This window comes from Bacillus sp. HNG (genome assembly GCF_003400205.1).
In the GTDB taxonomy this organism is placed as follows: domain Bacteria; phylum Bacillota; class Bacilli; order Bacillales; family Bacillaceae_L; genus Ferdinandcohnia.
Map to the genome: position 1 here is coordinate 66,293 of NZ_QUQV01000013.1, position 26,091 is coordinate 92,383.

Sequence of the window (26,091 nt, forward strand, 5' to 3'; positions counted from 1 at the left end):
AATGACATTACTCCTTTTAATCATTATTTATTTAGCTTTTATCAGTCTAGGTTTGCCAGATTCATTGTTAGGCGCAGCATGGCCAGTCATGCAACCGGATTTAGGTGCTCCACTTGAGACTGCTGGCTTCCTTTTTATGACGATTGCGGGCGGTACCATTATTTCCAGTTTGGTTAGCGGAAAGGTTCTTAAAAGGTATGGGACTGGAAAAGTTACATTTGTAAGTGTCTTAATGACTGCTTGTGCCTTGCTAGGCTTCCATTTTGCTCCTTCAGTTGGTTGGTTAGTTGTATGTGCAATCCCACTTGGATTAGGGGCAGGAGCGGTTGATGCAGGATTAAATGATTATGTGACTACCCATTATAAGGCACACCATATGAGTTGGTTACATTGTTTTTGGGGAGTTGGAGCTACTTTAGGTCCTATCATCATGGCTCAGTTTATTGCGGAGGGGAATTTTTGGAGAAATGGATATTTCGTTATTTCCAGCATTCAGTTTGCGTTAGTAATCATCCTTCTATTTACTTTGCCTTTGTGGAGCAAAGTAAACAATAACAGCCAGATTGCTTTAAACGAAGATCAGGAACCTTTGAAAGATGCATCTAGTGATGTAGTGAATGATAATGTCAAACCTTTGCAAATTAAAGGAGTGAAGCTGGCACTTGCTTCTTTCTTATTCTATTGTGGGGTTGAAGCAACCGTGGGGCTTTGGGGAAGCAGTTTCTTGGTGAACGTAAAAGAATTAAGTCCGGCAACAGCTGCAAAATGGGTTTCTTTATATTACGTAGGAATCACAGTTGGAAGATTAATCACAGGCTTTGTTACCTTTAAAATGACAAACCGTACCCTGATTCGAGCGGGACAAATCATTGCTTTAACAGGTTCGATTATCTTATTCTTACCATTACCAACTATTTTCTCGCTTGTTGGTTTTATTGTTATTGGACTAGGATTAGCACCAATATTTCCGTGTATGTTGCATGAAACGCCTGCGCGCTTCGGAAAAAAACATTCTCAGACAATCATGGGTTATCAAATGGCGGTCGCTTATACGGGCACTACATTCATGCCACCACTTTTAGGTTACATTGCATCTCACTCAACAATTGGCATTCTACCAATTTGTGTCGTTCTTTATGTTGCTGCTATGCTACTAAGTTCGGAAAAATTAAATGGCATACTGAAACAGAAGGTTTTACGAAACAATAAAGAGACAGGTGCAACAGTTATTTAATGATTTATTGCAAAAGTAACTTAAAGGTGATAAAGAAATGAAAACCGAAAAAGAAAAAATGTTGAATGGTGAACTCTATAATGCAGCCGACCTAGAATTAGTACAAGATAGGGTGAATGCAAGAAGGTTAACGAGGTTATATAATGAAACACTCGAAACAGATGAGGATAAGAGAGCAGAATTATTAAAAGAACTGTTTGGTTCCACAGGAAAAAATATATACATAGAGCCGATATTTCGTTGTGACTATGGCTACAATGTACATGTTGGCGAAAATTTTTATGCCAATTTCGATTGTGTCTTCCTTGATGTTTGTGAAATCAAAATAGGAGATAACTGTTTTATTGCACCGGGGGTTCACATTTATACAGCCACCCATCCATTAAATGCACAAGAACGAATATCGGGTGCAGAATTTGGAATTCCGGTCACAATTGGCCATAATGTTTGGATAGGTGGAAGAGCCATTATCAATCCAGGTGTCACAATCGGGAATAACGTAGTAGTCGCTTCGGGTTCCGTCGTAACAAAAGACGTTCCGGATAATGTAGTGGTAGGTGGAAACCCGGCGAAGATAATTAAAAAAATTGAAGAATAGCAAATAAAATCGGACCTAAATCAGTTCCGGTTTTTTAGTGGTTCCGAAATGATAATAGTAAACCCACTCTTGACAGAAATATTTACGAAATAGTAAAATATATTACACAAAATAATGCTTGTTCAGTTCCTTTTAAATAAATAGATTGCTTTAGCATAGAGTTAATAATTTTTTATTGATTATATGAAAAAGTGAAACTAATAAAATAGCAAATTTGAGCAAGTTGAACGGTTCATAAAGATTAATAAAGACGGTAGACTGTAAAAAAACCAATAGGTTCGTTTAAAGTAAACCGACAATTTTCAGCGCTTAATGGTCGTAGTGCCATTGAACATTGAAATTTGTCGGTTTTTTTATTTTTCTTAAAAAGTCGTAAGGGGGAGAGGCGAGATGCATTCATTAAATCTTTTTACACTTCAATCGGGATTTTTTATCTTACTAGCACTTTCGTTGCTAAGTGCATTTATTTTTTTACATCCAAAAGTTCCTTTGAATTATGTTCGGACCCACATTGGCATCATCGCACTGCCTCCAATAATGGCGATAACTGTGCTTTTATATCAAAGTGGTAGCGTGATTGTTGGACCATGGCGTATGGATTCCCTGTCATGGCTATTGGCCGCATTTGTCCTAACGGTTGGACTGATTGTCCAACGTTTTTCTGTTCGTTATTTATTGGGTGATCAATCATATCGTAAATATTTTGCATTATTAACACTGATAACAGTTGCTAACTCACTCGCATGGTTTAGTGACGATCTTCGTTTATTACTCATTTTTTGGGGTGTCACACTTCTCGGATTGACCCTTCTAATCGGATTAAGAAAAGAATGGCAAGTGGCTAGAAATGCTGCAAGAACGTCTGGTCAACAATTTGCCATTAGCTGGTTCATTCTAGTAGTTGCAGGCGTTTGGATTGCTCAAGCCACAGGGCAATGGCAAATGTCTCACGCTTTTGATGCTGATAGCATCAAGCAACTTAATGCATGGGAGAAAACCTGTATCAACCTACTTCTCATTATCGCCGTCGTGATTCCGGCAGCACAGTGGCCTTTCCAGCGTTGGTTGATCGATTCAGTTGTTGCTCCAACGCCAATTTCTGCTGTCATGCATGCAGGTATTGTGAATGGAGGGGGTATGATTTTATCACGCTTAGCCCCTCTTTTTAATGGCGATCCGGCACAGATTGTGCTCCTGATCTTAGCTAGTTTTTCCGTATTGATCGGAACCGGGATGATGTTAGTTCAGGTTGACTACAAACGACAGCTTGTTGGTTCTACGATTGCCCAGATGGCTTTTATGCTTATACAGTGTGCACTAGGGGCTTATTGGGCAGCCATTATTCATGCTATCTTACATGGTTTATTTAAAGCTACCCTTTTCTTGCAGGCAGGTAGTGCCATTCATCAAAATCGTTCCGTTTCCAGTCCGACTCAACAACCTTCCATTTTATGGAGCGTTACCGGAGGCGCATTAGGACTGTTTGTTGGAGCCAGTTTTTGGTTGACCTCTCAAGGGGAGACGTATCAGTTTATTAGTGCTGTCATTATTGGGTGGTCCGTGTTCTACGCTATGAAGCAGCTTGTAGCCTTAGGGTACGGACGTATCGGGCGTGTCGTTGGATTTTCTTTTATTCTAGTAATAGGCGTAGTGTTTGTCCTTATCCATTCTGCATTTGTTCATCTGTTGCATGAAATGATTCAAACCGAGGGACAGCCACCAATGTTTGTGGCCATTTTACTACTTGGGCTCTTGTTGGCTGGAAGTGTGATAAGCGCGTGGGCGATTCGTCACCGAACATCCAAAATATACGCCTTTATTTATCTTTGGCTTGTAAAATGGAGCGAACCTCGGTGTGAATCGATCGATAGCCATCCTAAATATTTAACAAAGCTACATGTTAAGGGGGGAATGCATGATGAATACCACATTAGCTAAAAATCTTTACTTGGAAAAGGAACTTAATGTCTTTCATCTTGATTTGGATGATGTAGTGGAAGCAGCAAGTAAAGTGATTTCGCCACTAGGACCTATTCAAACGTTTGCAGCTCGCAGTCCTTGGGCAGGATTAGAACAACAATCATTTGAACAAGTTGCTCGCCGTCTTAAAAAAGTTTGTGATGTAAATATTTATCCAAGTGACACCATGTTCCAAATGGCATGGAATCAAGGAGAGATTAACCCTGATTTTTTAGAACTAGGGCTTAAAAAATGGCTTGATGGACAGTCTTTAGAACTGTCACGCGAGGTAGCTGAACAATACTGCAAAGCTATTCTCTTAGATCATGCCTCTTCTTATAAATTGGAGGATGCTGACTTAAAGAGGTTAGTAAAAAAAATAAGTCAATTGAAACTTCAAATTAGAAAAAATCAGGCTGTCCTTACTTATAGTCAATACTTGGATTTATTATGGGATGGGAAAGTTGTTAAAGAACTTAACCACCATATCATTAAGTGGTGTAAATTGTATGTAGATGAGTCACAAGGTGTTTGGTCAATGCCAAATCGAGAGGAAGGCTTTTATCAAGCGTGGCGAAAACTTGTTAAAATGGATCCGGCACTGAACACCACAATTCGCAAGCAGTTAGATGAATTACCTAATGATGCAGATTTTGCATTAGTGGAAGTGTTGAATAGACTGGAAATCCCTTATGTAGATATACAAGAGTATCTAGAAGCCCATCTACTTGCATTGCCTGGCTGGGCAGGTATGATGCTTTGGCGTTCTCAGCAATCCGATAAGGATGCGAAACTGCTAAGCGACTATTTAGCAGTCCGAATTTCGATGGAATGGGCCTTTATCCAACCCTATTTGCCATTAAAAGAGCAAAGGATTGAGAATAAAGACCGGTTAGATTCCTTGATTTCAACTTGTTTTCGATATAGCAATATATCTGTTCAAGAGTGGAGCAGGCTGCCTTTACCAGAATTAAAAGCACGCATAGCGCTTGGACTTCAATTTGATCAAATGACTCGTCGGCGTCTTTGGTTGGAAGCATGGGAAAAAACCTATGAGCACCAATTAATGAACATGGTGACAGAAAAAGCGAAGCAATCCGAAAGTCAAGAAGATCAGATAATGGCACAATTCGCTTTTTGTATTGATGTCCGATCTGAGCCTTTTCGTCGTAAACTAGAAGAACTTGGTCCTTTTCAGACATTTGGCACAGCCGGATTTTTTGGATTACCGATTGAAACGAAAAAGCTTTGCAGTACACATAGTCATCAATCCTTGCCGGTTATGAATAAACCACAATTTAAAGTAGTTGAAACTTTACCTGAGTTAGAATTAGAACAATATGAACAACGTATGCATACGGGTTATTCCCTTGAGTCTACATTTAAGGCGATGAAGCACAACTTGTTTTCAAGCCTTGTGTTACCTGAAATAAGCGGACCATGGCTTGGTTTGCAAACGGTGGTTCGGAGTTTTCTCCCAAGGAGTACGGATTCAGCCATCCGCAAAGCTCGAAAAAAATGGCTGCGTAAGCCTTCAACTAAACTTTCACTAGACCATGTGAACGATTCTGAATCAGGGCTACCAGTCGGATTTTCAGAAGAAGAGAAAGTACATTATGTTGAACAGTCCTTAAGGACGATGGGTCTTACCGATAGTTTCGCTCCTTTAGTTGCCATTTGCGGTCATGGAAGCCGTAGCTTGAATAATCCATACGCATCAGCACTGGATTGCGGAGCATGTGGAGGAGCGTCAGGTGAATTTAACGCGAGGGTACTTGCGACTTTATGTAATCTTCCAAGTGTAAGAAAAGGCCTTGCAACGAGAGGGATTAACATTCCAATTGAGACCGTTTTTGCAGCTTGTGAACATATTACATCAACCGATGAACTTCAGTGGGTTTATGTTCCTGAGCTTTCAGATGCAGCAAAGGAATCATTCGAACATATCAAAAAAATACTTCCGAGGGTTAGTCATGAGGCAAATGCAGAGAGAATGCAGCAATTGCCAAATATCACCTCAATGTTTAAAGATCCAAGTGCAGAGGCAAAGCGTTTTGCAGATGATTGGAGTGAGGTGCGCCCAGAGTGGGGCCTTGCACGAAATGCAGCGTTTATTATCGGGGAACGTGAGCTTACGAAGGAGTGTAATCTGGGTGGAGAAGTTTTTCTCCATAACTATTCTTGGAAAAAGGATCGAAATGGTGAGTTGCTTGCAAACATTATTACGGGTCCGGCAACTGTTAGTCAATGGATTAACTTGCAATACTACGCGTCCACAGTTGCTCCGCATTATTATGGTAGCGGGAATAAAGCGACCCAAACAGTCACTTCTGGAATTGGAGTCATGCAGGGTAACGCTAGTGATTTACTAACTGGTCTTCCTTGGCAGTCAGTAATGAAGTCTGATAATGAGAATTATCACAGACCAATACGTTTATTAGTAGTCATTCAAGCTCCAAAGGAATATGTAGAAAGGATGCTTGGTGATAATTCTACTTTTCGTCAAAAGGTTCAAAACGGATGGATTCGTCTTGCGTCTATTGACCCAGAAGGTCACTGGAAGAGTTGGTCTTAACTATATCAGTACTAGATGAATTTAACGGAGAAAGAAGGAAAATCTCATGATGGAGAAGTCAAAAGGAGCAATTGAAGCTGAAATTAGCAAAGAATTAACACATTGGGAAAAAAGTTATCTCGGACGCGGCTCGGTTTCGGTTAAATCAGATATTTTACGAGATATGATTATCGTTGTCTTGCGTGGTATTTTAACTCCTGCTGAGTATTCCCTCTGTGAGGATCAACGTGGACTCCTAGCTGTTAAACAAAACCGTAATAGCTTGGTAGAGTCAGGTGTTGAAGAATTAAAAAACATCATTTATACAATCACTGGACAGGAAGTTATTAGTTTTTACACGGATATTAGTACACGTACTGGAGAGCGGGTTATTGTCTTTAAACTTTCAACTGACTTGGAAAGCCAATTAAATTAATGGGGTGAATGCAATGAATTCAGACGAAAGAACGAAAGTGTTATTTTTAACTGAAGCAGAATACCAACCAGAATGTTTCTCCAACTATGTGAACCATATCAACCCAGAGGATATCATCATCTTGAATAGCAATGGTCGAGAAGTGTTGCATCCTTTCGGCGAGATTATGAGAGAGATCATCATTACTGTTTACCAAGAAAAAATTAAAGAAGTTTATGTTGTTGGGGACAAGGGGACAGATACATCGCTCTTGGGCCAATGGACCTGTCCCTCTGTCCCTCAGGATAAACTTGAAACACTCGAGTATCTTTTCAAGAATTGTAAGCCGGAATTCCCTGGGGTGAATTTGCGAGAGTGGCTGGAAGGAAACAAGTCAGCAACAGATTATGTACAAAAAAATGCTGATACAATCCGGAATCATCCACTCGTGCCGGATGATGTAGTTATTCGCGGGTTCTTTATTAACACGGGAACTGAAGAAAAGATTGAAGAAATGGTGTTTTGAAGGTGAGAAAGAGGCATGCGATTGGGTGAAAATAGGAAAACTATAACCGACAAAGAAACAAAAGAAGCAAGGGGCAACACCCCTTGCTTCCTCTTTTATCTTAAATCACTCGTGCTGAAATAATTCCGGTAATTTGCTTGATTTTTTCTAGTAAACTAGGAACGATATCTCCGTTTACTTCATTGTCAATGTCGATCATTGTATATGCGTATTCTCCGCGGCTTCTGTTTACCATGTCAGCGATGTTTAGTTCATAGTTTGAGATAGCTGATGTGATTTGACCAACCATGTTAGGTACATTTTTATGGAAAGCCGTTACACGTGTTTTCCCTGTATAAGGGAGAGAAGCGTTTGGAAAGTTTACTGAGTTTTTAATATTACCTGTCTCCAAGAATTCCTTAGTCTGACGAGCTGCCATAATTGCACAATTTTCCTCAGACTCATTTGTTGAAGCTCCAAGATGTGGTGTGCAAATGGTATTCTTCATTTTTAACACATTTTCATTAGGAAAATCGGTCATATACTTTCCGACGATTCCATCTTCAAGTGCAACTGCCATATCGATTTCGTTCACAAGCTCTCCACGTGAGAAATTGATAATGTGAACACCTGGCTTCATGATGCTGAATGCTTCTTTATTAAACATTCCTTTTGTATCGTTTGTTAATGGAACATGTACAGTAATATAGTCAGACTCCGCAAATAGCTGTTCAAGTGACATTGCACGTTGAACGTTACGTGATAAGTTCCAAGCTGTATCAACAGAGATGAATGGATCAAATCCGATTACATCCATATCTAGATCAAGCGCATCGTTTGCAACGAGCGCACCGATTGCACCTAAACCAATCACACCTAAAGTTTTCCCTTTAATTTCTTTTCCGACAAATTGTTTTTTTCCTTTTTCAACGAGTGCCGGTATTTGATCGCCTTTGTCTTCTAATGTTTTTGTCCAAGAGATGCCTGCAAAGACATTACGGGATGTAGCCATTAAAGCCGTTAAAACCATTTCTTTTACAGCGTTTGCGTTGGCACCTGGTGTATTAAATACAACAATCCCTTTCTCCGTACATTTTTGGATGGGAATATTGTTTACACCAACACCTGCACGTGCAATTGCCTTTACATTATCGCCAAGCTCGAGGTCATGCATATTGAAACTGCGAACAACAATCGCATCGGGGTTCTCGCTTTGATCATCGATTGTAAATTGACCATTTTTGAACACCTTTAATCCACTTTCGGCAATATTATTTAATGTTTTAATCGTTTTTATCTGACTTTCAATAAGTGTGCTCATCTCGTTTACCTCTTTCCTGAACATAGATTTTAAGTATAGAAAACTTATACAAATTAATGAGGTCTGGATCTGTTTAGAATTGGTAAAAATCACACAATCCTATAAATAACAGAAAGAGGCAAGGGGACTTTCCCTTACCTCTGCCCAGGCGAACGGCTCCGACACCATATGCTCCCTCGCGGTTTTCCGCGTGCGCCAGTCACATATAGCCTCTTTGATTTGTTAGTATGATACCAAGTTTTTTGATAAATTTCAAGTTTTAATTAATTTAAATTTTAGGACGATGAAGGTGTCCTCTGTCCCTTCATTTATTCCTTTTCATATGGAAATGTTCGCCCCGTTTCCAAATCGAATAATTGAATTTTTCCGTTCTTAAAGGATTGCAAGTCCATTTTCATTGTAGGTCTTGGTGATTCTGTCAAACTACCGTTCTTATAAACTTCGTCGTTGGTGAAATGGATTGTATGCGTAAGGAATTCGTATTTCCAAGTACCTTTCATAACATTACTTTGATCCGGATATTCACCGTTTCCGTATCCTTCGTAAGAGCCATCCTCATTTAAAACAATCGAAATGGTAAGGGTCCCATCTTCTTTCCTAGTGCCCCATTTTCCGCTAAGTTCCTTACCATCCTCGGATACATGTAAGAGAACGCTGTCCCGGTCAATGCCGGCGTTTTTATCTAATGCCTTTAAATCAGCTGAGGTGATGGTACCATCTCCAACAGGGATATCATAGGTAAGTGAGAGCAGTGCGTTTGCGTGATTTAACAATTGTTCCCCTTTTAATGAATTTTCATAGACATCTTTCACTAAGCTCAAGTCTTTCTTCTCTAATCCTTTTTGAAAACCTTTTAGGTAGATCTGAAATTCGTTCATTGAATCCTTATAATAGTTATCAACCTTTTCATAAGATGAAGGTGGGGTTAAGGCAAGAACTTTGTTTGATAAATTTTGCATGTTATTTACCTTTTCAATTAACCAATTATGCATTTCATCATCAACCGTTTTTGTTTCCATTAATTTTGTCAGCATTTCGGTTAATTCTTTGTAAAACTCCTGGGATGTTTCTGAAACAGTAACCTCATATTCTTCTTCCGTTAATGGTTCTGACTTTTCAATTTTGGGTGATTTTGTTTTACCTTGGCTTGAGCCCTCAAGTGCCTGACATCCTACTAATGATAGTATAAGTGCAGATAAAATAATTGATCGTACCATTTTTAGTTTCATATACATTCCTCCATTGCTTAATCATAGTATGTTAGATAGTTGGATAAAATAGGAGTTTGTTACTATTTTCCATAAATATTCCAAATGTATATGTAACGAAATTGGGCGAAAAGACCTTTTAAGTTGCTTTAAATAGTACTTTTATAACTATCAGGAAATCCTTCAATTCTGGTAATATATAGAAATAAACTATAGGCTGTACTTTTTTATTAATCGAAAGGTTAAGGGGTATTTGATATTGGGAACAATAAAGATTAATGTATCAACAGTCCAGCTTGCTATACCCTCATTGCAAAGAGATTCTAATAAGGTATCTACAATTAAGGGTAGTGTAAGGGGATTAAAATCAGGTATTGATTATAGGATCCAAAGCCGTCGAGGGATTGGAGTAAGTTTAAATCAGGTGGTTAGCTCTTTAAATGAATTAGAATTAAAGATAAAGGATCTTGAGAGATTTATCCATAATTCAGTCCAACTATATCAAAATGCAGAAAGAATAATAGATAATAAATCTCGTTCGTTAGAATCCGTTCGTTCCAAAACGGCTTTATCTTTAGGGTTTATTAAAGGATATGACCCTTTTAAAAATCCTAAAGGTACGATGGGTGCCGCTAAGATGGTCCATAAGGATACGACTACACGTTCCATCGCTGAAAATTTGAGAAACGTACTTGACCTTGGTCAAGCTGCATTAAATTATGTTGGGAATGAAGCAAATGAAAGATTAGAAGACATTGAATCTGGATGGAAAGAAGCAACAAGTAGAATCGATAAAAAACGCAAGCAAATGATAGATGACTACGAATTTGTAAAAGATAATAAAAAGGATATCTTTAACCTTTTATTAGAAACTGGCGTCAGAGAAGGTCTCGACATGACAAGCACAGGTAGGGCATTCAGGGAAAAGTACGAATATCTTCATTATGAGCAGAGGGACAAATTGAATGAGCCTCATCCAACTTATAAAGAAGTAAGGAATCCTAGACTTGGTTGGATTGAACTCCCCGAAAGTATGTCAGTCTTTCATGACGATAATAAAGGAGAACCTGAAAAGAAATTTATCCATCCAGATGGCAGAGAAGCTGTATTTGACGGAGATACACTTAAACCCGTTACCGATGCACGTTATAAGGGAACGTATAATTATATTAATCCAACCCTGATGCCTGAAGGATTTCCAAATAGTAAGCAAGATATATTGGATTGGGTAGAGTACGGTAAAACGGGGTTAGGTCATGTTGTTACGGATGTGATACCGTACTATATGGTAGGACAAAAGAATGAAAGAGATCAGCAGAGATTTCAAGACTAGATAGAGGTGTAAAAAATGCTAAAGAGGTTACTAAAAATAGTGAGCATTGGGATTCTTGTAAGTAGTCTTATAGGCTGTGAAACAGCAACGATTATTGACTTATATCATGCCGAAACTGAAGAAATACCTATAAATGAAGAAGCTTTTATGGATTCTGCAAATAATCCTTACATTGTAGGGGGGGTATTTTTTAATCCGTATATGGTACAATCAACGTTTGGTAGTTCTGACACAGAGTATTTTAGATATTCCTTATACTTAAATGCATATAAAAAAGCTGACAATCCAAGTCAGGCAGTCATAAATCATATAAAAATTGTTGGTAAAAAGGATGTTATCTTCAAAGAAATTATTAAAGATTTGTCTATTCCCTTACAATTCTCTGACGATGAGCATTTCCCACCTTTCAAATCAAGTGACAGTCTACTCGTCGAGGAGACTAACAATTATAATATGGAATTAACAAAAAATAGTGTAATAACAGTAATTATCAATGTAACTGTAGAAGAGAATGGGGAAAAGGTTACCAAGGACTTAACATATGATTTTGTGACAAGATTTCGAACCTATGCTGTCACAAGATAAAAAAGTCATGTAATGAGGTCTAATAGGGAATTATTAGAGGTCCACCTCTCATCACTAGATAAAGGTGTAGAAAAATGCTAAAAAGGTTACTAAAAATAGTAAGCATCGTTGTTCTTTTCAGTAGTCTTATAGGATGTGAAACAGCAACGATTATTGATTTATATCATGCCAAAACGGAAAAGTTAAAAATGACTGATGACGTTTTAAAGGATTCGGCATATGAGCCCTATATTGTAGGGGGAATATTCTTTAAGCCATATATGACACATGAGTCTGAAACAGGGTATCCTGGGTATTCCTTAAGACTTAATGCGTATAGAAAAATTGAAAATTCAAATCCAGTAATCTTAAATCATATAAAAATTATTGGAAAAAAAGATGTAGTCTTTAAAGAGATTAATCAGGAATTAACCATTCCTTTAGATTTTTCCGATGATGAGAACTATCCATCCTTCCAATCAAGTAAGAATCGCCTTATTGAAGAAACTAATAATTACAATATGGAATTAACGGAAGGTAGTGTGATTACTGTTGTAATCAGTGTAACTGTAGATGTGAATGGGGAAAGTGTTACGAAGGATTTAACCTATGATTTTACGACAAGATTTAGAACGTATGCTGTCACAAGATAAAAAAGCTGTGAATGGGGTGAAATATGGATTCATTAGAAGTTTTCCTCTCATCAAAGGAAATATATTTTTTAAGTGAGTTATTAGGAATAGAGGTTATTATTGGGTTGAAAGACCCTTATGAAGGTTTTACAGAAAGTGAAATACAAGAGGATTGGCTCAAAATAAAAGATGGTTTAGTAGAGCGAGAGATAATCTTTGAGAGGGAAACCTACCAAATAGAGCGTAAACACGCCATTTTAATAAATGCCATGAGACCTGAGTCTATTTGTTGTTGGTTTAGTCTAATTGAAGGAAATCAACAAGTGAGTTCCCATTATTACTTCACACCCAAACTAGTCGTAAAGAAATCGATAGATTCGAATAATAATTTATTTAAAATAGAATTAGTTGGAACACCTAAAGAGGCGCTAGAAGAAATAATCAATCGATTTTCTATCTCATCTTCAAAAGTAGGTTCGGTAAACTCATATATACCAAGGAGTGTCTTTGAGAATATTTTAGCTTTAAAGGAAAAACCGGATTTTGATAGATATGTAATGACTAACTTGAATTCCGAAGAAAAAATACTAGAGGAGTTTATTACTAGTATTAAAACATTTCAAAAAGCTGGCCAATTTGAAATTATGACATGGGTTGATCACGAACAAAAGTGGGATCATGAGGATCTACATTTTATTCAAGGAGAAAACGGTGTATGGCTAACGGTACCCGAAATGGTTGATAGGGTGGAACTTGTACATATCAAACCTACTACATTAGGGGAATTTGAAGGCCAGCTTAAAAAGATGATAATTGGAAGATTAAAGGAGTAAATGTATCTGTCGAGGTTCTTTTTTTGTGTTTCGATCCTGTCTCTTTTATCTAGATAAAAAATCTCCTCAAGGAAAATTCTTGAGGAGATTTTGCTTACTTCGTTTCTTCAGCTGCTTTTCTTTGTTTGAACTCGTCTTTGATTTCTTCAAGCAGTTGCGCATGTGTAATCAAGCGTAACGCGGTGAGGCCAAGTGCTTTCGCGCCAGTGATTAAAGCTTGGTCGCCTCGTTCAGATGCTGCTGCTTCTCTAAATGGCACAGTATGTGGGACAAGGTCATCTGCTCCAATTTTAATATAAGGATGAATGGTTGGCACGACTTGGCTGATGTTGCCGGCATCTGTGGAACCAATTCCTTCTCTTTCGTCCGCGACGTTTTCTCCCAACTCTTCAATGATTCCTTTGAATACCGCGTTGAACGCATCGTTTAACAACAAGTTATCGACTTCGTTCTGAAAGGCAATGACATTGAGCTTTGCACCTGTTGCTAGAGCTGCGCCTTCAGCGATTGCTTTCACTCGCTTGGTAACTTCATTTAGCCCTGATCTTGTAGCCGCGCGGATAAAGAACCGAGCCTTCGCATAATCAGGAACAATGTTTGGCGCATCGCCGCCATGTGTGATGATGCCGTGAATGCGTACATCGTCTGTGACATGCTGGCGAAGAGCATTGATACCGTTGAATAGCTGAATGACAGCATCTAGGGCATTAATTCCTTTATGAGGAGCAGCGGCTGCGTGAGCCGATTTTCCGATGAATTCAAAATCAAGCGGGTCAACAGCTAGGGAAGGAGAGGTAAGACTTGTTTTTCCCTGAGGGTGAATCATCATTGCTGCATCGATACCTTCAACCAGTCCATGTTTAACAAAGCTTCCTTTTGCACTTCCATTTGGACCACCTTCTTCAGCTGGTGTTCCAAAAACAACTGCCTCGCCGCCAGTCTCCGCAAGTACCTTGCTTAATCCAACCGCCGCAGCGACACTCAATGTTCCGATGATATTATGACCGCAAGCATGACCTAAACCAGGCAATGCGTCATATTCAGCTAAAAAGGCAATGGATGGACCTGGTTTTTCTGATTTGAATCGGGCAACAAAGGCAGTTTCGTGACCAGCTACACCTTTTTCAACGGAAAATCCTTCGTCTTCAAGAATCGTTGTTAATTGTTCAGAGGCGAAAAATTCCTCGTTGCCAATCTCTGGGTTTGCGTGGATTTTGTGACTTGTTTCAATATAACGTTCTTTATTTTTATCAATATTTGCTGTGATTGCTTCTGTTAAATGAGTGATAACTTGGGGCATTATTCTTTCCTCCTTTATTATGTAAAAGAGGGAAACTAAGTTTCCCTCAAGGTTTGGTAATTACCAGCCAATATTCTCAAGTGGAACAAAGGTTGGGATTAATGTACCGCCATGTTCTTTATTAATAAAATCAGCTGTATCATCCTCTTGGAATAGTTCAGCAATTCGATTTAAGGTTTCGTCGTTTTCATCTTCCTTGTTCACCGCGATAATGTTTAGATAGTCAATTGCTGTTTCGCTTTCATGGAAAATAGAGTCGTTAATCGGGTTCAATCCAGCATCTCTTGCAAATCCATTATTAATAATACCTGCATCTACATCAGGTAGAGCTCTTGGAATTTGCGCAGGAGCAGTAGGGATTAATTCTAGATTTTTTGGATTTTCAACGATAGCTTCTTCGATAGAACCAAGACCGTCATAATTATCGACTAGTTTAAGTAGCCCAGCTTCTTGAAGTAATAAAAGGGCTCTACCTTGGTTAGATACATCATTTGGTAAGGCAATTTTCGCACCGTCTTTGATTTCTTTTACATCCTTTAATTCTTCTGAGTAAATCGCCATTGGAGCAAGATAGGTAGTTGCAATTGGTACAAGATCTAGATTATGCTCTTCAATAAATTGGTCAAAGTAAGCAACCGTCTGGAATGAGTTCGCATCTATTTCATGATCAGCAAGTGCTGTGTTTGGGAGAACATAGTCACTAAATGAGACAAGCTCAATTTCAATACCTTCTTTAGCTGCTTTTTCAGCTACATAATCCCATGTACGTGTGTCAGTACCGGTGATACCAATTTTAACTTTTTTTGTTTCTGATTCTTTACCGCTAGCACTGTTGTTAGAGCATGCAGCCGTAAAGATGACTAATGTAAGTAAAAGAATGGGTAAAAAGATTTTTTTCATGATGTGTTTCCTCCTTGATTATCTTCTTCGTATTTTTTTAGATAAAATGTTGCCGAATGATTGTAGGCCTTGAACCATCACAATCAGAATGACAACAGTAATAATCATTGTAGTAGTATCAAAACGTTGGTACCCGTAGGTAATTGCCAGGTCCCCGATTCCTCCACCACCGACAGTGCCAGCCATGGCAGATGCACCGATTAGTCCGATTGTCGCAATTGTAAAGTTTACGACTAATGAACTGAGCGCTTCAGGAAGTAAGAATCGAAAAATCGTTTGGAAGGGAGTAGCTCCCATCGCATTAGCTGCTTCAAGTACACCCTCGTCCACTTCAAGCAATGAGCTTTCTACTAATCTGGCAATATATGGTCCAGCGTAAAATACGAGCGGAACAATTGCAGCGGCTGTTCCAATTGAAGTTCCAACGATCAACCGGGTAACTGGAATGATTGCTACCAGTAAAATAATGAATGGAATGGAGCGGAAAATATTAATGATTGCATTTACCACGGTAAAAACCGGCTGATTCTCAAGTATCTGACCTTTACGGGTTACAAAAAGGAGAATGCCGAGTGGCAGCCCGAGAATAATTGAAAAGATAAAGGAGAAGGCAACCATTTGTATCGTTTCAATGAGCGCTTCGATGATTTGTTCCGTATTAACTAGCATGGGATGTCACTTCCTTGAAGCTTATTTGTTGTGATTGCATATACGTTAATGCACGTTTTACCTCTGCATCAGGCCCTTGAATTTCCACAATCAAGTTGCCGAATGGGATACCTTGAAGCTCAGTGATGCTGCCAAATAGTACGTTGATATCGATATCCAACTTTTTGGCGAGTTGTGATAAAAACGGCTTACCTGTTGACTGACCGACAAAGCTTATTCGGAAGATGTTCTGTGATCCTTCGTTGTTATTAATCATGCTTAAAATGGACTCGGGAATTTGATCGTGCATAACAGTGCTGACAAAATTTTGTGCGGTTTGTGTCTTTGGTGCGGAAAAGACATCAAAGACGGTTCCTTCTTCAATTACTTGTCCTGCTTCCATGACAGCTACACGATCACAAATTTCACGAATAACAGACATTTCATGAGTGATCATTAAGATCGTAATGTTGTATTCTTGATTAATTTTTTTCAACAATTGCAGGATGGAGCTTGTTGTCTGCGGGTCCAGCGCAGAGGTAGCCTCATCGCAAAGGAGAATCGAAGGCTGTGTTGCTAATGCTCTGGCGATACCAACCCGTTGCTTTTGACCTCCAGAAAGTTGGTCAGGATAGACATCGGCCTTATCACCTAAGCCGACGAATTCAAGCAGTTCTGTAACACGCTTTTTAATTTGTTCCTTTGGTGTTTTGCTTAAAATAAGTGGCATTGCGACATTCGCGTATACTGTTTTTGAGTTTAAAAGGTTAAAGTGTTGGAAGACCATCCCGATATTTTTCTTTACTTCACGGATCTGCTTTTCGGAAAGAGTTGTTAGGTCGTGGCCGTCAATAATGACCTTTCCGGAGGTTGGGCGTTCAAGGAAATTCACACAGCGAATTAATGAACTTTTACCGGCACCACTGAATCCGACAACCCCGTAGATTTCTCCTTTGTTAATTTTTAAATTGACGTTATTTAAAGCGTGCACCTTCTTACCGCCGCTGTCATATACCTTAATCAGTTCTTGAAACTCTATCATTTTTGATCTCCTTTCGTGTCTCTTAAAAATGTTCCCTCAATATTTCCGAATAGCAAATTATTATTCTTATAATCAGAAAATATTATTTTATGAAAATATAAAAAGCCCTCTTCAGACAGAAGAGGGCAGAAGGTCAATTCCATTATCCTCTTCTTATCTCTCAAGTTTACTTGCTGGAATTGGCACGGTACGAATTGTCCGCTGCCGAGGTTTCAAAGGGCCAGTCCCTCCACCTCTCTTGATAAGAAGTATTTTTAATATAAATCACACTATACATCCGTATAATATAATTGTCAATATATTTGATATCTTTTTGTTATTTTTTTAATACGGAAAAGTATATATTGGAATAATTTTAAATCTATTTGAAACGATTGAATATATTAACCCATGGCATTTATATAAAATGGCTTGATTTGGCTTTCGGAGAAGGTCTCATCCTTCATTTAAGCTCTTATTTATTTGGTCCGTATACACGGCTATCAATTGATTTTGACTCGCCTTTAAGCCGCTTTGTGAGGGTTTCTTTCCAGTTTGATGCAAGGTGTTCGCATGTGGCTAGTTTTGCTGCCAAGTCTAAATCGTCTTTCTTTTCATGCATGATTTCGTTGCAACGGGCGATCGTCCATTCAGGATAAGATCGTTCAATCAATTTGATGGTATCGTGTCTTTTTACTATGCCTTCTTTGACAACGCGAAAGTACCATCCTGTTCGACCGCTTTTTTGAATCCGTAATGCAAAATTTAGTATTTTAAACCGTCGAGCTGGCTTCCAACACGGTTGACGTGGTTGAGAAACTTGTACCAGGGCTTCACCGACCTCATAAATATCTCCAATGCACACATTAGTTTCATCCAACCCTACAATAGAGAAATTTTCCCCCATTGCACCTGCCTGAATCAATTCATTCTCCAATTCACCTTGCCATTTTTCATAATGAGTTGCTGCATAGGAGAGAACCGCCTTTTCAGATCCTCCGTGATTTTTTAAATCTGCTTGGCCGTCTCCTTCTAAATTCTCCTTGCCGAGCCAAAGCGGTGTGTGAACCGGCTCTTTAAAAATTCCACTTGTCCATTCTTTGTCCATGAGTTTCTTCGCATTCGGGTCTCCAAACGTTTTGGGTTTCCCAATAAATAATTGATCTATGTAAGGGTATTTTTTCATATTTCCCATCTCCTTTTGCTTTAGTCTACCATGAATGGGGACGCAGAACCTGTCCCTCTGACCCAATTCTCTGAGGCTTGTCCAACCTTCAAATATTATCCTCAGCGACGGTATGAGCGCGTATCAGATGGTTAGATGTGATTAGCTTTTTATGGTAACGTTTACACTCACTAATTGAATCATATGCATATGACATTCCATGAATCCCTTGTTTATGATTTTAAAGATGTTACGATAAGTATTGTGTTTAAAATTCACCACAAGGGAGACATTTGATGTTACATGAAAAAACGATTGCTTTTATAGGGGCAGGGTCCATGGCAGAAGCGATGATTTCAGGAATTGTTGCAGCTGGAAAAGTCCCATCTAACCAGATTTTCGTTACCAACAGAACGAGTACGGAAAGACTACAACAGTTAGAAGCTGTTTATAAGATTAATGGTTTAGTAAGCCAAGATTTACCACTAACAAGTGTCGATATAATTGTCCTCGCAATGAAACCTAAAGATGCAGAAACTGCATTACAGTCCATCAAAGATTCACTTCAACCGAACCAACTTGTTTTATCCGTATTAGCGGGTATTACTACATCCTATATGGAGCAACATCTACCGGCGGGGCAGCAGGTGATCCGGGTAATGCCGAATACATCTAGCATGATTGGAGAGTCTGCAACGGCCATATCTGCTGGTTCCTATACCACTCATGAAAATATGTTTCTAGCAAAAGAATTACTCAAATCCATTGGTGAAGTGTATGAGATTTCTGAAGACCAAATGGATGTTTTTACAGGGGTAGCAGGCAGTGGTCCGGCTTACATTTATTATCTCATGGAGCATATGGAAGCAACTGCAAAGAAGTTAGGCTTACAGGAAAAGTTATCGAGGGATATCATTGCGCAAACGATTGTTGGCGCAGCTAAAATGATTCAGCAACAGGGTGAGACGCCATCTACATTACGGGAAAATGTAACTTCGCCAAATGGAACGACAGCCGCTGGTCTGGCAGCATTAGAAAAGAATGGTGGGGACAAGGCGATCTCACAAGCTATTAAACACGCAGCAAAGCGTTCGCATGAGATTAGCTCACAGCTTGAGGGCAAAACTGCCAAAAAAGTTCAGGCTGTTTAACATAATAGATACCTTTTTAACCGGCGATAAGCGCTTCGTCCGGCAATCAAAAACAAAAAAGATAAGGATTGATCGGATGTCCATAGAAAAGAGAGTCGTCATCAAAATAGGAAGTAGCTCATTAACGAGCCGTCATGGGGAAATTAGTAAGAGAAAGCTAGAAAAACTAGCGAATGAAATTGCTCAGCTAAAGGATGCCGGGCATGAGGTTGTCCTTGTTTCATCAGGGGCCGTCGCTGCTGGTTATCGAAAACTAGGCTGTCTTAAACGTCCTGATTCATTGCCGGAAAAACAAGCAGCAGCTTCAATTGGCCAGGGGTTATTAATCGAAACCTATTCCCATCTTTTTTTATCACATGGATATGTAGCATCACAGATTTTAATATTAAGAAGTGATTTTTTAGATGAGTCGCGCTACCAAAATGTTCATAACACCTTAAACGTTTTATTAGAACGAGGAATTATTCCAATCGTCAATGAAAATGACACACTTTCAACTGAGCGTTTGAACTTTGGGGATAATGACACATTGGCGGCTAAGGTTGCTGGATTAGTAGATGCCGACCAGTTAGTCATCTTATCTGATATAGATGGTTTGTATGATAAAAATCCGACAACAAATGAGGATGCAAAACTAATTGAGTGTGTTTCTGAAATTACCGTTGATATCGAAAATGCTGCAGGCGGGTCCGGGAGCTCGATTGGTACAGGTGGCATGAAGTCAAAAATTGAAGCCGTGAAGATTGCGATGGCTTCTGGAATCTCCACCTTTTTGGGAAATGCCAATACAGAGAATATCATTTTGGATGCAGTACGGGAAATGGCAAAGGGTACGTATTTTACTTGTGAAAAGTCCGTGACTACACTTGATCAAAAGAAAAAGTGGATTGCTTTTCATTCAGGCTCTAAAGGTGAAATTATCATAAATCCTCATGCGACAGACCGAATGGTTAATAAGAGAAAAAGCTTGCGGCTTAAGGAGATTCAACAGGTCGATGGTAGGTTTGATAAAGGTGCTGTTGTCCGTGTGATGAATCCAAATGATGAAGAAATAGCCCGCGGGGTTGTGAAGGTTTCATCTGCCGATTTGCGAAAAATGCTTCAGGACGAAAATGCTCCATCAATTGATTCTACTGTCATCATGGAGATGGGAGATTTTGTTTGTCATATTGAAGCTCCAATAACGGTTGGGGTTTAAAGGGAGGAATTTCATGACGTTAGTTAAAGAAAATGTCGATATTCAATCACAAGCGCGTGCAGCAAAAAAGGCTTCAAAAAAAGTAGGTATTTTATCAACAGAGGATAAAAACAGAGCTTTATATATTTTAGCCGAACATTTGGAAGCGGGATATGAGTCCATTTTAGAAGCGAATAAGGTGGACTTGCAGAGAGGTCAAGAAGCTGGTTACACACCTGCGTTTATGGACCGGTTAACTTTAACGAAGGAACGTATCTTTGATTTCGCGGAGGGGCTTCGCCAGGTTGCTGGTCTAGAGGACCCCACAGATAGAGTCATCTCAAACTGGACATTAGAAAATGGCTTACAAGTGAAAAAGGTAACTGTGCCATTAGGCGTCATTGGGATGATTTATGAGGCACGTCCAAATGTAACGGTTGATGCTACTGGACTTGCGTTGAAATCAGGGAATGCCATTATTTTAAAAGGTGGCTCATCTGCCATACACACAAATAAAGCCATTGTTGATGTCATTCAATATGCGCTTGAACATACGAAAATACCCAAAGAAGCTGTTCAATTTATTGCAAGTACAGATAGAGAAGCGACGCAGCCATTATTTACGATGAAAGAATACATTGATGTGCTCATTCCCCGTGGCGGCGCTTCTTTAATTCAAACGGTTGTGAAACAAGCAACAGTCCCTGTACTTGAAACAGGTGTTGGGAACTGTCATGTGTATATCGATTCCGATGCAGACGTCGATAAGGCATTACCAATTCTTGTGAATGCAAAAACGGATCGACCAGCTGTTTGTAATGCTGCAGAAACAGTCCTTATCCAGAAGGATTGGTTTCTTGAGCATAAGGATGCGCTTGTGAAGACATTACAGGAACATTCAATCACGGTACATGGGGATGAAAGGACACTTTCAGTGATTCCAAACGCAGTCCCTGCAGGGGAGGGGGATTGGGCAAATGAATACTTAAGTCTTCACATCGCAATGAAGATTGTAGATCATGTACACGAAGCAATTGAGCATATTGAACAGTATGGAACTAAACACTCAGAAGCGATCATAACAGAAAACCAAGAAACCGCAGATTTGTTCATGAAGCTTGTCGATGCATCATCTCTCTACCATAATGCTTCTACCAGATTTACAGACGGGGGAGTCCTTGGATTTGGCGCGGAGATTGGCATCTCTACCCAAAAACTTCATGCGCGCGGACCAATGGGGTTACAAGCCCTAACGACAGTAAAATTCTTAATGACCGGAAATGGCCAAATACAATAACGACGAACACGGCAGAACTGTTAGAGATCTGCCGTGTTTTTATGGGACGTAGGGACAGGTCTATTGACCCAGAGAAGGTCAGTGAATCTGTCCCTTAAAGCTTAAAAAATCTACCTAATAAGTAGGCAATCCACTTGCAATGTGGATGGTTACGGATATTTTCAAGAAGTCCTTTAATAATAGCAGGGCTAAACGTTTGTTTTTGAATCTGTTCTTGTAAGAGCAGTAATGACTCCTTCTGGATAGAATCCTCCAATTCCTTTACCTTCTCGTCTATCATTGAAACCATTTCTTCCTTTGTTACATCACCCTGTAGTTGAAAAATTGACAAGTCCATATGCTCTTTTTGTAAGAACGGAAGGGTCATTCCTTGTGCCAAAAGATCCGTTTTTTCCACAAGGGACCTACAAAGGGCCTCCACATCTAATGGAAAACCTTGATACAAAAAAAGTTCAGAATACATTCGCATAAAGCCTTTAATGCAATAGAGCAAATCATATTTCGTATGCTCTGCTTTTTCACCATAGACCCGGTCAATCATTAAAAGAATTGTGGAATTAATAAGTTTATCATAGTTGTGCATTTTAAGGATAAGCTGTTCGTTTAGAGACTGCGTGTATTCCTTCATTAGGATATTGGCAAATTCCGTATGCTGTCCAAACGATTGAAAGCTCACATAGTAAAAATCAAAGAGAAGATTTTCTTCATTTTTTTTATTTCTGACTAGATGGTCAATGTTAGCAAAAATTTCTTCCATGAATTGATCGATTAAGGCAATGATTAATTCATCCTTGGATTTAAAAGAAAGATAAAAAGCACCTTTTGAAATGCCACATCGATCCGTTATTTGTTGAACGGAAGTTGCTTCAAAACCTTGCTTTGCGAACAGTTCTAGCGCTTTTTCCATGATTAGTTGCTTTTTTACCATTATTTGTTTCGCTCCCACTGTCTATCATTGACAAATGACTGAATGGTCATTATTATAAATAAATGGGTTAAACAAGTCAATCTAGGGTAGGTGTAAGTGTGAGAGGTATAGCCAATTTTGTACTAAAAAACAAACTAGCGGTTTGGTTATTAACAATTATTATAACGGTATCTGGAATTTACTCAGGTACACAAATGAAGACAGAAACCATTCCAGATATATCAATTCCTTTCCTAATGGTCATGGATGTATATCCGGGAGCAACTCCTGAACAGGTAATGGAAGATGTCTCGATGCCGATTGAAAAAGCGGTAGAAGGACTGGATGGAGTAAAATCTGTCTATTCGAATTCCTATTCAAACATGGCCAATATTCAAGTTGAATATGACTATGGTGAGGATATGGATGAGGCAAAGCGTGCCTTGCAGTCTGCGTTGGACGCAGTAACTTTACCAGAAAATGCACAAGAGCCTGTTATTACAGCGATTAGCATGAATATGATGCCGGTCGTGGCACTTAGCGTAAGTAGTTCGGCTGAAGATATTGTGGAATTAACATCAACAGTAGAAGATGTTTTACTTCCGAAAATTGAAAAACTGGATGGGGTTGGTTCCGCAACGATCACAGGTCAGCATATTGAGGAAGTACAACTTACCTATAATAAAGAGGAAATGGCTAAGTACGACTTATCAGAAGACACAGTTAAGCAAATGATTCAAGCTAGTGATATGGCTGTATCATTAGGTTTGTTTGAATTTGAAGAAGGTGAGCAAGCTGTTGCGATTGACGGAAAATTTATGACAGCTGATGAATTAAAGGATATGGTAATTCCTGTTACACCTACTGAAAACAATCCTGTACCATTTGTGAAGCTTGGTGATATCGCAACAATCGAAGAGGTTGGGCGCGTTCAATCTGTTTCCCGTACGAATGGAAAAGACGCAATCGCGATTCAAATTGTTAAAGAGCAACAAGCAAACACAGTGGATGTTGTAAATGAAGTCAAAGACTTGATAAAAGATGAGCAAGAAAGAATTGAAGGTCTTACTATAGATGTATCACTCGACCAAGGCGAGCCAATTGAACAATCTGTTTCAACGATGGTCGAAAAGGCACTCTTTGGTGGCTTGATTGCAGTATTAATCATTTTACTTTTCTTACGTAATTTCAGATCTACGATAATTTCGATCGTATCAATTCCAGTCTCCATTTTTATGGCATTATTGCTGTTGAAATGGATGGATATTACATTAAACTTAATGACGTTAGGAGCCGTTACCGTTGCGATTGGACGGGTAATTGATGACTCCATTGTCGTTGTTGAAAACATTTATCGAAGGCTCCATTTAAAAGAAGAGAAACTAAATGGACGCGCATTAATTCGCGAAGCAACACTTGAAATGTTCAAACCAATCCTTTCCTCAACTTTAGTTACGGTTGCTGTATTTGCACCACTAGTGTTTGTAGGTGGAATGGTTGGAGAATTGTTCATGCCATTTGCATTAACAATGACATTCGCTCTAGGTGCTTCCTTACTAGTGGCAATCACCATTGTTCCTGCTTTATCACATACCTTGTTTAAAAAGCAGCTTTATATGGAAAAAACAGAAGCGAAACATAAAGAAGCAGGTAAGCTTGCAAATTGGTACAAAGGCATTTTAAATTGGTCACTGAACCATAAGATTATTGTGTCAGTGATTTCTATCTTACTATTAGTCGGAAGTTTAGCATTAACACCATTAATCGGTTTTAGTTTTATGGGTAGTGAAGAAGAAAAGGTTATGTATTTAACCTACACACCAGGAACTGGTGAGTTACAGGACGAAACGCTTGAAAATGTGGCGGCCGTTGAAGATGAGTTACTAAAACGGGAAGATATTGATATTCTTCAAGTTTCCGTAACGGAAAGCGGAGATCCGATGGCTGCGATGATGGGAGGCGGCGGTGATGGTGCACTTATGTACCTCATTTTTGACCCGGAAATGGATAACTTCCCTGAAGTCCGCGAAGAAATTGAAGAGTATGTGTTCAATATTGGTCAATCTGGTGAGTGGAAGAGCCAAAACTTCTCTGCCATGTCCATGAATTCAAGTGAAGTTAGCTATACATTATACAGTGAAGATTTAAATAAACTTTATGATGCAGTAGATATGGTCGAAGGTGTCATGAAAGATGCAGACGGCTTGGAGGATGTTTCTTCAAGTGCGGAGGATGCGTATGTAGAGTACACATTCCATGTTGAGCAAGATAACTTATTGCAATATGGGCTTACAACAGGTCAGATTGTCATGATGTTAAACCCAGATCGTTCACAAGAGGTACTAACAACTGTTGAAAAAGACGGAAATACAATTGAGGTTGTTGTTCAGCAGGAAAAAGTCGCTGCACCTAAATCAATTGATGACCTTCTTGCAACGCAAGTTCCAACAGCAACAGGCACGGCATTACCGCTTTCAGAGTTGGTAGAGGTTAAGGAAGGAACAACCTTAAATACACTTTCTCGTAGCAAAGGTGAGTACTATGCTTCTGTTTCAGGAAATATTATCGGCGACGATATTTCAAAAGTAACATCAAAGGTCGGAAAAGACATTGATGAACTTGACCTTCCTAAAGGTGTAACACTTGGAGTTGCGGGTGTACAAGCGGACATGGTTGAAACATTTACTCAGCTAGGTCTTGCAATGCTTGCAGCGATTGCGATTGTGTACTTTATTCTTGTTGTGACATTTGGTGAGGGGGTTGCACCATTTGCGATTCTGTTCTCCCTTCCATTTGCGATTATTGGTTCGTTTGTTGGATTATTGATTGCAGATGAAACCATTTCCGTTTCGGTAATGATGGGTCTCTTAATGTTGATTGGTATCGTCGTAACGAACGCAATCGTTCTAGTCGATCGAATTATTCATATGGAACGCGATGGTATGACAATGCGTGAAGCAGTTCTTGAAGCGGGCTCCACTCGTTTACGTCCAATTCTAATGACGGCAATTGCTACAATCGGTGCGTTAATTCCGTTATTATTTGGCGAAGGCGGCGGTGGCTTAATCTCGAAAGGGCTTGGAATTACCGTAATCGGTGGTCTAGCAAGTTCGACTTTATTAACACTACTAGTCGTTCCAATTGTATATGAAATTTTATCCAAGATGTTTAAGAAAGACCGCAAAAACATTCAAGAAAACTAATCATTTACGCCCTACAAGGTTATATCTATCTTGTAGGTTTTTTTTAAAAGATAAGAAAGTATAAAAATTTGGGTCTACCACAGTCATTTAAGCTGTGGTATTTTCATTTTATGGAGACCAATATATTGAGAAGAATATTTTTTGATAAACACCAACATTGGGAAGC

General features: G+C 39.2%; 22 protein-coding genes and 2 riboswitches. Of the genes, 14 read left to right on the forward strand and 8 right to left on the reverse strand.

Annotation, left to right across the window (positions count from 1 at the left end):
* The first annotated feature begins 1 nt into the window (after position 1).
* The 6 genes from DZB84_RS19545 (at position 2) to DZB84_RS19570 (ending at position 7,286) form a co-directional block, all read left to right on the forward strand.
* A complete protein-coding gene (locus DZB84_RS19545; RefSeq protein WP_116353996.1) occupies positions 2–1,234 on the forward strand; it encodes an MFS transporter in 1,233 nt (410 codons plus the stop codon).
* 37 nt (positions 1,235–1,271) lie between these two features.
* Complete coding sequence (locus DZB84_RS19550) at positions 1,272–1,832, forward strand: maltose acetyltransferase domain-containing protein (protein WP_116353997.1); 561 nt, start codon at positions 1,272–1,274, stop codon at positions 1,830–1,832.
* Between the two features lie 390 nt (positions 1,833–2,222).
* The gene (locus DZB84_RS19555) at positions 2,223–3,770 is read left to right on the forward strand and encodes an NADH dehydrogenase subunit 5 (RefSeq protein ID WP_116353998.1); all 1,548 of its coding nucleotides are present in this window, start codon (positions 2,223–2,225) and stop codon (positions 3,768–3,770) included.
* Entirely contained in the window at positions 3,751–6,366 is a 2,616-nt protein-coding gene (locus DZB84_RS19560; protein WP_116354020.1) for a DUF2309 domain-containing protein, read from the forward strand. Before DZB84_RS19555 ends, DZB84_RS19560 begins: the two co-directional genes overlap by 20 nt.
* A gap of 49 nt (positions 6,367–6,415) precedes the next feature.
* Positions 6,416–6,781 carry a Na-translocating system protein MpsC family protein gene (locus DZB84_RS19565; RefSeq protein ID WP_116354021.1) on the forward strand — a complete coding sequence of 122 codons (366 nt, stop codon included), beginning with the start codon at positions 6,416–6,418 and terminating at the stop codon, positions 6,779–6,781.
* 13 nt (positions 6,782–6,794) lie between these two features.
* On the forward strand, positions 6,795–7,286 hold the full coding sequence (locus DZB84_RS19570; protein ID WP_116353999.1) for a carbonic anhydrase: 492 nt from the start codon (positions 6,795–6,797) through the stop codon (positions 7,284–7,286).
* A gap of 100 nt (positions 7,287–7,386) precedes the next feature.
* On the opposite strand, the gene DZB84_RS19575 is transcribed toward DZB84_RS19570, so the two are convergent.
* Positions 7,387–8,586 carry a phosphoglycerate dehydrogenase gene (locus DZB84_RS19575; RefSeq protein ID WP_116354000.1) on the reverse strand — a complete coding sequence of 400 codons (1,200 nt, stop codon included), beginning with the start codon at positions 8,584–8,586 and terminating at the stop codon, positions 7,387–7,389.
* 135 nt (positions 8,587–8,721) lie between these two features.
* A riboswitch (ZMP/ZTP riboswitch) is annotated at positions 8,722–8,799 on the reverse strand.
* A gap of 95 nt (positions 8,800–8,894) precedes the next feature.
* Positions 8,895–9,815, reverse strand: coding sequence for a DUF3994 domain-containing protein (locus tag DZB84_RS19580; RefSeq protein WP_189655313.1), 921 nt, complete (start codon positions 9,813–9,815; stop codon positions 8,895–8,897).
* Positions 9,816–10,053: 238 nt separating this feature from the next.
* Here DZB84_RS19580 and DZB84_RS19585 point away from each other — a divergent pair, with 238 nt between their 5' ends.
* The 4 genes from DZB84_RS19585 to DZB84_RS19600 all read left to right on the forward strand — a co-directional run bounded on the left by DZB84_RS19585 (position 10,054) and on the right by DZB84_RS19600 (position 13,156).
* Entirely contained in the window at positions 10,054–11,127 is a 1,074-nt protein-coding gene (locus DZB84_RS19585) for a hypothetical protein (protein WP_116354002.1), read from the forward strand.
* A 15-nt stretch (positions 11,128–11,142) separates the two neighbouring features.
* On the forward strand, positions 11,143–11,712 hold the full coding sequence (locus tag DZB84_RS19590) for a hypothetical protein (RefSeq protein WP_116354003.1): 570 nt from the start codon (positions 11,143–11,145) through the stop codon (positions 11,710–11,712).
* Positions 11,713–11,786: 74 nt separating this feature from the next.
* Positions 11,787–12,344 carry a hypothetical protein gene (locus tag DZB84_RS19595; RefSeq protein ID WP_116354004.1) on the forward strand — a complete coding sequence of 186 codons (558 nt, stop codon included), beginning with the start codon at positions 11,787–11,789 and terminating at the stop codon, positions 12,342–12,344.
* A gap of 23 nt (positions 12,345–12,367) precedes the next feature.
* On the forward strand, positions 12,368–13,156 hold the full coding sequence (locus tag DZB84_RS19600) for a hypothetical protein (protein ID WP_116354005.1): 789 nt from the start codon (positions 12,368–12,370) through the stop codon (positions 13,154–13,156).
* A gap of 94 nt (positions 13,157–13,250) precedes the next feature.
* On the opposite strand, the gene DZB84_RS19605 is transcribed toward DZB84_RS19600, so the two are convergent.
* The 5 genes from DZB84_RS19605 to DZB84_RS19625 all read right to left on the reverse strand — a co-directional run bounded on the left by DZB84_RS19605 (position 13,251) and on the right by DZB84_RS19625 (position 18,211).
* The gene (locus tag DZB84_RS19605) at positions 13,251–14,456 is read right to left on the reverse strand and encodes a M20 family metallopeptidase (RefSeq protein ID WP_116354006.1); all 1,206 of its coding nucleotides are present in this window, start codon (positions 14,454–14,456) and stop codon (positions 13,251–13,253) included.
* Positions 14,457–14,516: 60 nt separating this feature from the next.
* Entirely contained in the window at positions 14,517–15,356 is an 840-nt protein-coding gene (locus tag DZB84_RS19610) for a MetQ/NlpA family ABC transporter substrate-binding protein (protein WP_116354007.1), read from the reverse strand.
* Positions 15,357–15,374: 18 nt separating this feature from the next.
* Positions 15,375–16,025, reverse strand: a complete 651-nt coding sequence (locus DZB84_RS19615; protein ID WP_116354008.1) for a methionine ABC transporter permease — start codon at positions 16,023–16,025, stop codon at positions 15,375–15,377.
* Entirely contained in the window at positions 16,015–17,046 is a 1,032-nt protein-coding gene (locus DZB84_RS19620) for a methionine ABC transporter ATP-binding protein (protein ID WP_116354009.1), read from the reverse strand. Before DZB84_RS19620 ends, DZB84_RS19615 begins: the two co-directional genes overlap by 11 nt.
* A 150-nt stretch (positions 17,047–17,196) precedes the next feature.
* A riboswitch (SAM riboswitch) is annotated at positions 17,197–17,294 on the reverse strand.
* A gap of 206 nt (positions 17,295–17,500) precedes the next feature.
* Positions 17,501–18,211, reverse strand: a complete 711-nt coding sequence (locus tag DZB84_RS19625) for an MOSC domain-containing protein (protein ID WP_116354010.1) — start codon at positions 18,209–18,211, stop codon at positions 17,501–17,503.
* 275 nt (positions 18,212–18,486) lie between these two features.
* Here DZB84_RS19625 and proC point away from each other — a divergent pair, with 275 nt between their 5' ends.
* From proC to DZB84_RS19640, 3 genes are all read left to right on the forward strand, one after another.
* The gene (gene proC, locus DZB84_RS19630; protein ID WP_116354011.1) at positions 18,487–19,341 is read left to right on the forward strand and encodes a pyrroline-5-carboxylate reductase; all 855 of its coding nucleotides are present in this window, start codon (positions 18,487–18,489) and stop codon (positions 19,339–19,341) included.
* A gap of 76 nt (positions 19,342–19,417) precedes the next feature.
* Positions 19,418–20,539 carry a glutamate 5-kinase gene (proB, locus tag DZB84_RS19635; protein ID WP_116354012.1) on the forward strand — a complete coding sequence of 374 codons (1,122 nt, stop codon included), beginning with the start codon at positions 19,418–19,420 and terminating at the stop codon, positions 20,537–20,539.
* Positions 20,540–20,552: 13 nt separating this feature from the next.
* Positions 20,553–21,815, forward strand: coding sequence for a glutamate-5-semialdehyde dehydrogenase (locus tag DZB84_RS19640; protein ID WP_116354013.1), 1,263 nt, complete (start codon positions 20,553–20,555; stop codon positions 21,813–21,815).
* Positions 21,816–21,909: 94 nt separating this feature from the next.
* Here DZB84_RS19640 and DZB84_RS19645 read toward each other — a convergent pair whose 3' ends face one another.
* On the reverse strand, positions 21,910–22,743 hold the full coding sequence (locus tag DZB84_RS19645) for a TetR/AcrR family transcriptional regulator (protein WP_116354014.1): 834 nt from the start codon (positions 22,741–22,743) through the stop codon (positions 21,910–21,912).
* Between the two features lie 98 nt (positions 22,744–22,841).
* Here DZB84_RS19645 and DZB84_RS19650 point away from each other — a divergent pair, with 98 nt between their 5' ends.
* On the forward strand, positions 22,842–25,925 hold the full coding sequence (locus DZB84_RS19650) for an efflux RND transporter permease subunit (RefSeq protein ID WP_116354015.1): 3,084 nt from the start codon (positions 22,842–22,844) through the stop codon (positions 25,923–25,925).
* The last annotated feature ends 166 nt before the right edge of the window (positions 25,926–26,091 follow it).